Here is a 12,293-nt window from a genome sequence, read left to right on the forward strand (position 1 = left end):
TGACTTTGTCAACAGGCTGAAGAGCTTATTTACTAAAATAAGCTCTTGGATACAATTTTATTTATTCACTATATTCTGCTGTTGTATCTATTATAACGGAGTTAGTATTTGCTTTCCACGTTACGCCGAAATTTAAAGCCTTTGCAATGTCCCTCAATTTAAAATAGTTGCTGCCTTCAACAGCATAAGCAGTAAGGTTTGTGTTTTCTCCGTTTATTTTAACTAATGAACTTGATAATACTGCTTCTTTTGCTGAAGGTGCTATAGATGTTTTAAGCTCTCCACCAACGGGGGTATAAGGTTTATTTTTTAATATTGTTATTGTAGTGGCTTCACTGTCCCAGCTTACCTCAAACTGTTTTGATGTTCCGTTTAAGGCCATCGCTAAATCGCGAAGTTTAAAGTAGTTATTTCCCTTGATAGTATATGCCTCTAGTTTTATTTCTTTTCCATCTACGGTGATTTTAGATTGTGTCGGAATTGCCTGTACTTCATTTTTAAAAGGGTTTTTAATATACCCGTATCTTCCGTTCTCATCTCTTACCCTCATCATGCCATCACTGGAAGGATACGCCTCATTAAAAATAAGTGGGACTATCTCTCTGCCGGTTTTGTCTATATAACCGTATTTATCGTCTTTTGCAACTATTGCTACTCCTTCCTTAAATTCGCCTGCATAGTCATATTCTGCTGGTATTACTAGTTTTCCTGTTTTATCTATATACCCTATTTTGCGTAACTTATAACCGTTCTCATCATATTTTCCCTCAATTTCTACCTTAACTGCTGCAAGACCTTCACTGAAATTATAAGCAAGACAGTAAATTGGCGGTATCACTTCATTTCCATTTTTATCAACATATCCATATTTATACTCTCTCCAGCTATTTCCTTTAACTTGGAAATAGGCTAATCCTTCTTTAAAATCACTTATAAAATCATATTTTATCGGTACTACTATCGTACCAGTTTTGTCTATATAGCCATATTTGAAATTGTTTTTTACTTTTGCCAAGCCGTCTTCAAATTCACCAACATGATCGTAGATTAAGGGAATAACCTCTTTGCCTGTTTTGTCAATATAACCACATTTATCATCTTTTATCACAAAAACCAAACCATCTTTAAAATCTCCTACGTAATCGTATATTGTCGGTATTACTATTGCACCCGTTTTGTCCATAAAACCTTCTTTGTTTTCTTTGCTTATTATACGTACCAAGCCTTCGTGAAAATCGAGCCCAGTATATTCTTTAATTCGGAGAACTTCTTTGCCAGTTTTATCTACATAAATCGTTTCCTCATTATCCCATATCCTTATTAAACCATTACTGAGATCAGATATAACATCTTTATTGGTCGGTATTATTACTTTACCACTTTCATCGATTACGCCATATGATCCAAAAGTGTCGTGACTGCTCTTTACTACAGCTACGCCATCAATAAAATCGCCGAGAAAAGCATATTTGTACTGTTTTACAAACTTTCCGGTCTTATCTATATATCCTGTAATATCGCCCTTTCGAGCTTTTGCTAAACCATTTTCAAATTCTCCAATGTGATCAAACTCAACAGGTATAAATAATTTGCCGGTTTTGTCTATGTAGCCGTATTTATAAACATCTTCGTCGTATTTCTTCATTACCAATGCCATTCCATTATAGAAATCTTCGCATTTATCATAATCAACCCAAATTATATCTAAATCCTCTATACCTTCCGCTTTTGCCGGTGATGCAAATAAAACTATGTTTAGCAGTAAAGCTAAGACCAATGCAAGTGATGTAGTTTTTCTCATAGGCAGTCCCCCTTTTGATATTGTGTCTATATTTTGATTATAAGCCAAATATTTCCTTTCGTAAAATTTAATAGCCGATCAAGAATAGACTTCCTTCAGCCTCACTGTCTTTTAGCAAGACTGCCTGTTCAGGGGTTACGATAAAAGTTATTGCAGAAGGTATTTTTTCCTTTGCATCATATTCGTTGCTGTTTTCAGAGCTTATTTTGTCTATATCTACACCAGCATTGTTAACTACACTGTAAATTTGAACCTTTTCTGCTATTATTTCTGTTTTAAAAGCCCCTGTAGTCTTTTTTTGGCTTTCGTCGTCTATTTCCCTCACCAATCCTATATCTACAAAATCACCTGCTTTTACGCTTCCTGCTATACTCATTATCATATCTGCCTTTATTGTTACCCTTCTCATGTTTTCTGCAATTATAGGCACTGCTCGGTCAGAAAGCATATCTTTTGACAGATATGTTCCTTCACTAATATCAATTTTGGCATACAAATTTTCTATGTCTTGCCCTTTAAGTATCATGTTTTTTGTAATATCAGTCACAGGTATTTCTTTTAATGCAACCATATCTTTGCTTATCTTAGTGCCTTCTGCAATATTTCTTGCGGCCACAACAACTACTGCAGTTTTTACTTCGGCTTTACTAGCAAAATAACTGTACTGCCAGTATGTTATTGCCCCTGCTATAATCAAGCAAAGTATTAGAATTAATATTTTTGATTTATTGAGGTTGAATCTATTAAACAATGTCTACTCTCCTTTCATCTTATTCGCTTAATTTATAGTAATTGTCTACATCTCTATGGACTACGATATCCACTTCGTTGCCAAAAAGCCCTACTAGTGCCGGCCTTTTTACTTTCAAAGACACGATAGCGTGTATCGTTGTGTATTTTAGTGCTGTTCCCGATGGACATTCTGTTGGCAAATCAACAGGATTGTAGACTCTAAAGTCTTCTACTCTTACAGGGCTAATTGCAATACTGCCGGGCAATGGGTAAAAGCTATTGTCCAGCTTTAGATTGCTTTTTAAATATTTATCAAAGGTTTCTCTTGCCTCTGTAGGGTCAAGGCTGTATTCACCATAAGCTGCATCTATAGGATTAAATTCGCTAAGTGCCGCAAGACCAGCTGCAACTACCGCATCATCTACTATGTTTTTTTCTATATACAAAAGCCTGCTTTCTACCAGAAATAAGGTAAATACCATAAAAGGTATTAAAAAAAGCAGGCCAAACACCAGCGTCCCTGAGCCTTTTTTATCTTTCATACTTTTTACTGATCGATGACAGAGGGCCGTATACCATCGTGGTTTCTTTATCAACTCTCTTTATCCCTCCTAGTTCTATAAAAAACCTCCTAGAAGTGTAGGCGTAACTAATCTTTATTCTAACCTCATCACCGTATTCCACGGGATAAGGAGTATAGTCAATATCAACTTTTGATAAATCCAATCCCTTCGACTCTAAATATGCCTCTGTATTGTACAAACCGCTTGCTGTTAGACCTCCGTCAATTTCCATCTGTAGTATTGCGTTTCTGGCAGCTTGACGGATTTTATCGTATATTAGTAAATCAGTCATCATACACACTGTATTTGCAATGGGAAGGATTAAAAACGGCAAAACCAACACAAAGGCTATTATTTCTGCACTTCCCTTTTTTGAAAAAAAGAGCATATTGATTTAAAGGAGGGGCTATACCCCTCCTTTTTTACTCACCACCTTTTAATAAACTAAACCCTATTATTAGTCCCCACTGAGGACATCTTCCATTTGAGTGTTTAGATTTAAAACTCCTTCGCTTGTTGTATTGCCCAGGTTTCTTAAGGGTCCAGCTGCTGCTAAAATGATGAAAATTAGCACCAGTGCTATAGCTACTATTTCGTTCCCCTTTCTGTTTGAAAAATACTTTTTAATTGTGTCTTTGATTTTTTTAAACATTTGACTATCTCCTTTCAAAATTTTTTTATTGTAATTGGGGTATTTTGGACTCTAGATAAGAGAGAAAATGCTCTTTAGCCCGCCTTCTAAGTTAGCGAAGTAGGGATACATATAGAGCATTACGATTGATGCCATAAGAAAGAAAATGGTAAACAGCACCTTATAATCTGTGCTTTTGTCCTGCCTTACAAGCCTTGCTGTCACTGTGTTATAAAGTGACGACGACAGTGAAGACAAGATGTTTATTGTTTTTCCTGTCTTATCGCCTTGAAGAAGGCTCATTGCAAGTATTTCTGATTCAACAATCCCAGTGTTTTTTGCAAATCTCCTTAGACACATTTCTTTATCATTTGTCATAAAATACTCAGCTGCAAGCCGAGACATTTCCTGTTTTACATGCCTGTTTTCTGCAGATTCTGCCGCCATTAAAAATACGTCCCTTATAGGGATATCCGCTGTTGCACCTAGCTCAAAAATATCTACGATGACCGGCATTTCATTTCTAAAGGCCTCCTCTCTGTCTTGTTGTGAAAAGTGAACGTATAAATCAGGTGCATAAAAGGCAAATCCTATAAACGCAATTTTTTGAGTAAGTTCCATACTAACTACTTGAGTATAAAAAATAGCAAAAATGACTAGCAGTATTTTTGCTATTATAAAAGTCTCCGGTGTAAGACCTAGTGGATTCCCAGCTTTCCTCAACTTTTCCCTTAATCTTTGGGCACTTTCTTTTTTTATTGCCTTGCTGGTCAAAGATATGAGGCTGTCTTTTAGATTAACTGCAAATACTCTTTTCTTCAGGCTGTAAAGCTTATATTCATTAATGGCAATATAAAATGCTGTAGCAAGCAATACTGCATTTAATACTGCCAATGCAAAGTTTAACTTCAATCATTAACCCCCTTTCTTATGTTGTAGTGTTGATGTTCTTAATCATATATAGGGCAAAGATAATGGAAACCCCATTTGATATTGCAATAACTTGGCCGGTTGCTGTATTTTTAAGCACTTCGACCAATTCAGGATACCTTGACAGGTTCAGTATCATTATCACGTTTAAGAAGATCATCAGCAGAATAATCCCTGAGCCTACAAAGGCGCTAGCTGCTTTTACAGATTCTATAGATGCCATTTTTTCGCCCTGTTCTCTTAATTTAGTTATTGCTTTATTGAAATTCCCCCCAAATTTCGCATGTAGCTTGGCAAATTTGAGAAATTTCCTAAATTCCTTTGCCCCAATTTCCTTCATTATTCTGTCGATGCACTCATCTATGCTTTGCAGGGTTCTTTCAAAGATTGTCACATTCTTTTTTAGGATAGACCTCAACGGTTCATCAACATAATCGGAAGTTGCCTTTAATGCATTTATCATGTTTTCCTCTACGTTGTAGAAACCGTCAAAGGTATTGAGGAAGTTGAGATACATCTTTTTTATTTTCCGTGTGTTTATCTCCACCATTATCATCAAGACTGAATACGGAAGATATGTTATTGCCAAAGAGTAAATCAATGCAGCCGCAAAGCCTATCTTAATAAAATACAAAAAGGCACATAAAAAAATAGCCAGGCTAATCAGCAGATAGCCTTTGGCAGTAATCTTTAGCTTGTCTGCTATTCCAGACCTTAGCAGTACCGTTTCTATACCTTCTAACAGGGTTTCCAAAGAGCTTTTTTTCACTTTTTGCATCGAAAGTGTTTTGTGGGCTTTTTCATACTGCTTCCTGTAGTCGTATTTTGCGTACCGGCGCCCTTCTAAAATCACACTGGCGAGTATATAACACATAAGGCTTACTGCGATAAAAAATACTGCGTTAATCCATTGTGACATCTATATCCGCCTCCGATACTTCAAATATCTCCACCACCTTATAGTTTTTCATAAACACTATAATATCCAGTGAAGATGCCAGCATGTTTTTTAGTTCTTCAAAAGGTATGTCAGTGCCGGATTTTTTCATCAGCAGTATTAATCGCTTTATGACCTCTTTTGCTGAGTTTGCGTGAACGGTGGCCATAGATCCTAAATGGCCAGTATATACTGCATTGAAAAAGTCCATAGTTTCCTTGTCTTTCAGCTCACCGATAAATATTCTGTCCATGCTCATTAAAAGCCCTATTTTAGTTAGCTCAAAGAGTGTATAGTTTTTGACTTCGGGATTGTCGGAGAGTTTTACGAGCTTGCAGACGATAAGGATATTACAATTCGTAAGTTTCTTTTTCTGTCCGTTAAGACTGATTCAATGTTGCTAGATTCGTCGAGTTTTCCTCCGCACATGGCTGCGATCTTGTAGCAGTATTTAACCAGATTTTCCTCACTGCCGAAATTTACGGGTACGTTAATCTTTTTGCCGAATTTCTTTATGAAAACGTTGTTGTAGCTGTTAACAAGGATATCTGAAACATCAGGATCGTCTAAGTAAGGCTGCAGAAGGCCATATCCAAACAATGTATCAAATACAGAATCTATAAACGCATCATAGTCCCCTACTGCCAGCTTTCGCTCTGATATTATTTTCCTTATTTCAGCTTCCAAAAGTGCCCTTGATTTTCTTTCTTCCTGCACTTGCGTTATAAGATCGGCTTGGTTTTCTACAAGTGTGTTTACAACTTCATCGGTGCTGTTTTCGATAGACTCAATTGTTATATCGAGTTTTTTTACGTTGACTTTATACGGATTAATTAGCGACATTAGGCTCACTCCTTACAAAAAAGGAAAATATGTTTTTCCTCCCGTTTGTTTTTTGTGTTTTGCCAAAAATTATATCTGCTATTTTTGATACTTGCCCTTTTTCAAAGGCTTCTTTTATGCTTTCGTTCTCTTTTATGACATCTGCCTCCACACCCAGGATTCTTCTAGCTGCCTCTGAATCAAAGTCGCTATTGTCATATTTGTTTACAACTGCCTTGATCTTGCTGCGATCCACTCCCCAGCTGTTTACAACAAAGTCACAGGCAAAGACGGTATCTTCAAGAGAATACAGTGAAGGCTCAAGCACCACTCTTATCTCATCACCTTCATTAAGAGCAGCATAGGTAGTTGAAAAGAACATTCCTGCATTTACATCTACAACAATTTCTTTATATACCTGTCTTGCAAGTTTTATGATCTCAATAAAATGTTCCGGTCCATACTGCTCAAAATCAGAGAGAAATACGCCTGGCATTATCCATATGCCCTGCTTTTTATCCATTACTCTCTTTAGAACATCTACTGTAACCTCTTTCTTTTCTATTGCGTCATACACAGGCGAAAGTGATAAATGTTCAGTCCTGAAAACCTTGTGTATTCTGGGAAACACCTCGTTAAAGTCAAGTAATGCTACACTGTCTGGTTCGTTTTGTTTTGTAAGGTATGATGCATATGCCGATGCCAATGTGGTCTTTCCTACGCCACCACCTGCACTCCACCATACTGTAACTTTACCTTTTGTCTGTTCCATATTACTCCCCTTTCTATCTCAAATTCGCTAATACTAAAATCAGATATCCTGCAGTTATAAAGAACGCACCCGGCACCTTGTCCAAAGATTGGGTATGTCCATATAAAAATTCTAGCCCTGTGATTTTCAAAAATGGGCCAAATCCGTGTTTTTTAATCATGGATAGGCAATTATATATCAAAAGGGATAAAAATGCGAAAAAAAGGAAATACGGGCTCGTATTTCCTAACCATGTGCCACATGCAAGTATTAATTTTGTGTCACCACCGCCTAATTTAAAGGCTCTGCCAAAAAAGCTCAGCAAAAACATCATCACCAGTAAACCGATTAGGGTTTCTCTAATGCTTCCTGTGGCTATCTGCACTATTGAGCCTGACACAAACATCGTGTAAGTTATTTCGTTTGGAATTCTGCGCTCTTTGTAGTCAAAGTAACATGAGAGCATCAAAAATATTATGGGAATTAAGATATTTAGCATGTTACAGTTGCCCCTTTTCTTCTATCTCCGGATTGTTTTCCAGTATGTATTCGGCACCGCCCCGCAGGTTAAGGTTGTATTCGCCTGCTGCTGGAACGTAGAAACCGCGCTTTATTTGAACACTTACTATCCTTTTGCTGCCATCTTTTCTTATCAGTATCTCACAATCGTCTGGGTCTACTCTGCCCAAAGCCAGCTCTGCCCTTATCCTCTCCCTTGCCCTTGCAGGGTTGTTGGTTATTGCATATACCCTTGCTCCTTCTCTTGCCGCTATTTGTGCCACTGTCTGCATCCTCATGGCTTGAGTGAAATACAAATAACCTACCGTAAGCATAGTTACCACTAAAAACATTAGTGCTACTTCTATCAGTACCGAGCCTTTGTTGTTTTTTAGGATTTTACCAACCACCGCCGACCCTCCTGAATGTTGCCCCACCTTGCAAGGTTATGTCATGATTTCCTGCAAAGGGAAGGTAGATTGAGTAATCTATTGTTACTATCATTCTCCGTTCTTGGCCTTCTGCAACAGCAGTTATTCTTGCTTTTGCCGGATCTACACGGCCCAGCTCTAGCTCTGTTTTGGCTTTATTTATGGCTCTTGTTCTATTGTTTGTTACCGCATATTCTCTAGCACCTTCTCTTGCCGCAGTTTGTGCAACAGCGTATATGGATACCGCATTTGTTAGGTGCATAAAACCCACAATTAGCACGATAATGAGCATAAACATTACTGCTGTTTCTAAAATAGCTGAACCTTTGTTGTTTCTTAACATCTCAATCAATTCCATACCCCCTCTAGCGGAATACCGAGAAGGTGTTTCCTTGAATTCGCTTTAAGTTCCACAACCACTGTATCACGACCTAATATGCCTCCCAAAGGCGCAGGCAATTCTACTTTTGCTGATGCCTCTACTCTTACCCATCGTGGGAAGTTTTCTTCCCATGAATCAACAATGCCTTCTGTAACGGGCCTTCTTTTGACTACCTGAATTGGGTTATTCTCATCATTTTTTATGGTGATATCCAAGTCTAAAATCCTATAACCCTTTAAGTTTGACAGTTTCAGGTTTTTTATAAAATATTCTTCGGCTATTTCTATTGCATCGCTGCGGGAAAGGTATAAATAAGGTTTATAGTTGCTGGTAGTCTTAACCCATACAATTTTCTCATTACCTTCTGAATCTACTATTACTTTTCTTTGCTCACCGTAATATGTAGGATTAGTCCTGCGTTCTGCCAATGATACAGCTGATAACACTGCTGAGTCTAAAGCATCTCTAGCTTTTATCCGTGATAAATAAGCCATCGAAAGTGCAAATTGCAGTGCAGTAAAAAGAATCAAAAGTATCATTATGACTGCTATGAACGGTAGCAGCTGGCCTTTTTCGTTTTTTAGTATTTTTTTTATCACTAGAGCACCTCCCTAGAAAAAAATAAAACCGGCTTTATTTGTAGCCGGTTCGTTGTTTACATTTTACAAAATTGTGCTATAATATAGTTAAAGGTAATCGGAACCGCAAATGCGGTTGCCACCAAAAGCGTTTAGTTAATTTTTAAACCGCTCCTGGGGCTAGCAGGGCGGTTTTTATTTTTTTGTCCAGAAACCAAGGACGGCTATAACCAACATAGAAAACATTATCATAAGCGACAATGCCTCATATGTAGTCATAGCTACCACCTCCTCCCCTTAGGGAATGAGGCGGCAACCGCACCTGCTTATCCGATTACCTTATGTTTTTATTTTACCACAATTTCACAAATTAAGGAACCAAATATGGATCACTTTCACCTGTCTGCGGCTCATCGTCAGAGCCTAAATTAAACACTGATACGCTGTCCTTATTGTTTGCCCATGTCACTTCATTTGCAGGTTTGTTTCTTGATGGGTTTACTTCTACTTCCACTGTTATACTGCCAGAACCATTCGGCATAGTAATGTTTACCCTGTCTGTTACGTCACCTTTTGCTGGAATTGTCACAGTTGACCTTTTTACCTGATTTCCTCTTACCCTCCATACTACATCTGTTGTCACTGGCTTTTCTGACGAGTTTGTGATTATTGCTTCAAAGGTTTCAGTCTCTCCTTCAAACATTGCATCTGTGTAGTTTGATATTATTGCGGCCAAGTCTACTTTTTCCTGTTCCATCATAACTACTGCCTGTTTTGTGTTGTTTTCGTAGGTTTGTTCTGCTATTCTGTTTTCGCCCAGCTTTTCAGGATTTATTTCCGCTACGATTAAAACATCTTTATTTTTATCTTCTCCGGCTTCCCATGTAAATTCTATTTCTTTTACTTCCCCGGGCGCAAGTGTCACTGGTATATCAGCGGAGCCAACTATTTTGCCGTTGGCTATTGTGAGATATAAAGTGGTGTCCATCGCACCCATAGCTCCACTTTCTGCCGCCCGTCTAATGGTTACCTTACCGTTGTGTTTAGCACCTGGCTTTGTCTGAGCTGTGCCGGGATCGATCTTCTCTACTATCAAGTCTGGCAGTTCATCTTCGGTAATGAATGTGATTTCTCCTGTTTCAAGATTTATCAGCTGCATTCTTGTTTCTATATCGTCTCTGTAGTCGGCAAATCGTGGAGGAACATTAAAGTAAGACACGAGCTTTTTCTTTGCATGGTTGTACATTATCTTTGTTCGAGTTGCATCTAATGCAGGGCCCTCGGTCCCGTCTGCATTTGTCTTGTAAAACTCAACTTCCCCTGCCATTACAAGGTATTGTGCTTGATCTAATAAGTATTCCCTGCCTTGTAAGCCTAGTTCATGGATAAGCCTGTCTCTTGAAATTGTCATGGACGTTACAACGGGCTTATCCCAGAGGGTTCCTTTAAATTGATTTTCAATCAGTTTCCGCATGTTCTGCTGTTCGGTTATTCGTATCTCATTTGTTTTGAAATACTTTGTGTCAATTAACCCACGAATATTATACTCTGCAAGAAACCCAGGAACTGGTGCTCGGCCAAGTAGATAATCCCTAAATAAACTTAGGTCTATCGCCAAATCATTACCCAGCGGAACCCCTAAGGGATTAGTAGGTATTATCCCATCTTCTACAGCTGGCATGAGATTTTTATTCAACAAGGCTATCTGATAACCTACTGTACGGTAGTAGTATTTACCTGGGGCCCGTTTGCCGTAGGTAGATTGGTTGAAGATTTCCAGGCTATCTAGATGTGCTTTCCCGTCTTCACCACCGCTGCGTTCTACAATAGCTTTTTCCCTTTCAGGGTCAATTTTGCCTTGTCGTTTATACTCTACTATTATACCGTTTTGATCATATAGAATAGCTTCAGCTACTACATCTTCCTCAGCTAATACAAAAGAGTTAGCGATGCCTAAAACTAAAAGCATCGCTAATACTAAACTTAATATTTTTTTGTTCAATTTTCTTTTTACTCCTTTCCTCCTATTCTTCAAAAATATCTTTTACCAATACACCAGCGTCATATACTCTATACTCTTTTCCGAGCTTTCCTACATTAACTATCCATGATTCTCTTCCATTTACAATTACTAAAAAGTTTTTATCTTTTCTCCAATCGTTGGTTTCCCAAAAAAGGTGTTTTGAAATAACTATCGGCACATCTCCGACTTTTGCTATATGCTTTAAGTCATACAGTATTGCCTGTTTGTAGCCTTCAAATTCAGTATCATCTAATATTTTCCAGCCTGTTCTTTTAAAATAGTCCCCTTTTTCACGAACCATTTCTACAATTTCCGGCGTCAATTGATCTTCGCTTGTGATGCCACCGCTTTCCTTTAGTTCTTCCCATTTACGCTCAGCAATTGATGGATTTGTTATGCCTTTTTCCTTAGCCAGTTCATCGAACATTTCATCGGTTATTTCTTCTGTTTCTTCCGGTATATCTTCTATTCCTATTATCTCATCAGCTTTTGCATCCCCTTTTGGGGAAGGCTCTCCCACGAAGGTTGTAATTCCTTTGTTGTTTAGCAGTTTCACAAATTGGGTTATCTGGTCTCTTTGCAATGGTTTATCTACGCCATAAGACTCAAAGGTCAGCTGGTTGGGTATCATCCCGTTTGATAAGTCGTTTTCATACATGTAGTATACTGCTTGCCTTTCATTAAGGTTAAAGCCGTTTTTTGCGGCAATTATCCTTGCTACATCTCCGCGGGTAATTACGCTGTCTTTGATTTTGTCATCTGTATAACCTTTAAGCGGCAGTGCCCATTTCTCTAGTTCATCGTATATGCTTTGAGCCCAGTGTTTGCCAGGCTGTCTTTCGGCAATCATCTGCTTATCTGTATTCTGAACATACCTTGCTAGAATAGCAACAAACTCTGCCTCTGTTACGTGTTTTTCGGGTTTAAAAGTTCCGTCTGGATAGCCTTCTACAATGCCTTTTTCTGCGGCCCATTTTATGGCCTCTGTTGCCCAGTAGTCTCCCACATCAGAGAATTTGATGGCAGCTGATACTGTAATATTTACACTGATTATCAGCATCACCATGACAGTAAGCATAGCAAGTAATTTTCTCATAGTATCAACCTCCTTGTATAATGTATTTAGGTTATTTATTAAGAAAACCTATAAACCTATTCTTTACATCTTCTATCTGTCAGGAGATAATTGTCTTATTAGATTGAGAGAATTATCG

At 38.1% G+C, this 12,293-nt stretch carries 17 protein-coding genes; all 17 read right to left on the reverse strand.

Annotated elements, in window-relative coordinates:
* Window positions 1-61 precede the first annotated feature (61 nt).
* The 17 genes from JT739_RS10230 to JT739_RS10305 all read right to left on the reverse strand — a co-directional run bounded on the left by JT739_RS10230 (window position 62) and on the right by JT739_RS10305 (window position 12,175).
* Complete coding sequence (locus JT739_RS10230) at window positions 62-1,801, reverse strand: WG repeat-containing protein (RefSeq protein ID WP_237661021.1); 1,740 nt, start codon at window positions 1,799-1,801, stop codon at window positions 62-64.
* A 67-nt stretch (window positions 1,802-1,868) separates the two neighbouring features.
* The gene (gene cpaB, locus JT739_RS10235; RefSeq protein ID WP_237661022.1) at window positions 1,869-2,552 is read right to left on the reverse strand and encodes a Flp pilus assembly protein CpaB; all 684 of its coding nucleotides are present in this window, start codon (window positions 2,550-2,552) and stop codon (window positions 1,869-1,871) included.
* 19 nt (window positions 2,553-2,571) lie between these two features.
* On the reverse strand, window positions 2,572-3,075 hold the full coding sequence (locus JT739_RS10240) for a hypothetical protein (RefSeq protein ID WP_237661023.1): 504 nt from the start codon (window positions 3,073-3,075) through the stop codon (window positions 2,572-2,574).
* On the reverse strand, window positions 3,065-3,439 hold the full coding sequence (locus JT739_RS10245) for a hypothetical protein (RefSeq protein WP_237661024.1): 375 nt from the start codon (window positions 3,437-3,439) through the stop codon (window positions 3,065-3,067). The genes JT739_RS10240 and JT739_RS10245 overlap by 11 nt, the downstream gene beginning before the upstream one ends.
* 114 nt (window positions 3,440-3,553) lie before the next feature.
* Entirely contained in the window at window positions 3,554-3,748 is a 195-nt protein-coding gene (locus JT739_RS10250) for a flagellin (RefSeq protein ID WP_237661025.1), read from the reverse strand.
* A 51-nt stretch (window positions 3,749-3,799) separates the two neighbouring features.
* The gene (locus JT739_RS10255; protein ID WP_237661026.1) at window positions 3,800-4,639 is read right to left on the reverse strand and encodes a type II secretion protein F; all 840 of its coding nucleotides are present in this window, start codon (window positions 4,637-4,639) and stop codon (window positions 3,800-3,802) included.
* A 16-nt stretch (window positions 4,640-4,655) separates the two neighbouring features.
* Complete coding sequence (locus tag JT739_RS10260) at window positions 4,656-5,576, reverse strand: type II secretion system F family protein (RefSeq protein ID WP_237661027.1); 921 nt, start codon at window positions 5,574-5,576, stop codon at window positions 4,656-4,658.
* On the reverse strand, window positions 5,560-5,853 hold the full coding sequence (locus JT739_RS10265; RefSeq protein WP_237661028.1) for an ATPase, T2SS/T4P/T4SS family: 294 nt from the start codon (window positions 5,851-5,853) through the stop codon (window positions 5,560-5,562). The genes JT739_RS10260 and JT739_RS10265 overlap by 17 nt, the downstream gene beginning before the upstream one ends.
* A gap of 65 nt (window positions 5,854-5,918) precedes the next feature.
* A complete protein-coding gene (locus tag JT739_RS10270) occupies window positions 5,919-6,437 on the reverse strand; it encodes a hypothetical protein (protein WP_237661029.1) in 519 nt (172 codons plus the stop codon).
* Window positions 6,424-7,188: a hypothetical protein gene (locus tag JT739_RS10275; protein WP_237661030.1), complete on the reverse strand. Its 765-nt coding sequence runs from the start codon at window positions 7,186-7,188 to the stop codon at window positions 6,424-6,426. The genes JT739_RS10270 and JT739_RS10275 overlap by 14 nt, the downstream gene beginning before the upstream one ends.
* Window positions 7,189-7,201: 13 nt before the next feature.
* Window positions 7,202-7,666, reverse strand: a complete 465-nt coding sequence (locus JT739_RS10280) for an A24 family peptidase (protein ID WP_237661031.1) — start codon at window positions 7,664-7,666, stop codon at window positions 7,202-7,204.
* Between the two features lies 1 nt (window position 7,667).
* A complete protein-coding gene (locus tag JT739_RS10285) occupies window positions 7,668-8,075 on the reverse strand; it encodes a TadE/TadG family type IV pilus assembly protein (protein WP_237661032.1) in 408 nt (135 codons plus the stop codon).
* Window positions 8,065-8,439, reverse strand: a complete 375-nt coding sequence (locus tag JT739_RS10290) for a TadE/TadG family type IV pilus assembly protein (RefSeq protein ID WP_237661036.1) — start codon at window positions 8,437-8,439, stop codon at window positions 8,065-8,067. The genes JT739_RS10285 and JT739_RS10290 overlap by 11 nt, the downstream gene beginning before the upstream one ends.
* Before the next feature lie 5 nt (window positions 8,440-8,444).
* Window positions 8,445-9,077: a Tad domain-containing protein gene (locus JT739_RS10295; RefSeq protein ID WP_237661033.1), complete on the reverse strand. Its 633-nt coding sequence runs from the start codon at window positions 9,075-9,077 to the stop codon at window positions 8,445-8,447.
* A 174-nt stretch (window positions 9,078-9,251) separates the two neighbouring features.
* A complete protein-coding gene (locus JT739_RS12960) occupies window positions 9,252-9,335 on the reverse strand; it encodes a putative holin-like toxin (protein WP_370642645.1) in 84 nt (27 codons plus the stop codon).
* A 91-nt stretch (window positions 9,336-9,426) separates the two neighbouring features.
* Complete coding sequence (locus tag JT739_RS10300) at window positions 9,427-11,058, reverse strand: CARDB domain-containing protein (protein WP_237661034.1); 1,632 nt, start codon at window positions 11,056-11,058, stop codon at window positions 9,427-9,429.
* A 22-nt stretch (window positions 11,059-11,080) separates the two neighbouring features.
* Entirely contained in the window at window positions 11,081-12,175 is a 1,095-nt protein-coding gene (locus JT739_RS10305) for an S-layer homology domain-containing protein (RefSeq protein ID WP_237661035.1), read from the reverse strand.
* Window positions 12,176-12,293: the final 118 nt, after the last annotated feature.

Origin of the sequence: Tepidanaerobacter sp. GT38, assembly GCF_021991635.1 — a bacterium.
Taxonomy (GTDB): domain Bacteria; phylum Bacillota; class Thermosediminibacteria; order Thermosediminibacterales; family Tepidanaerobacteraceae; genus DTU063.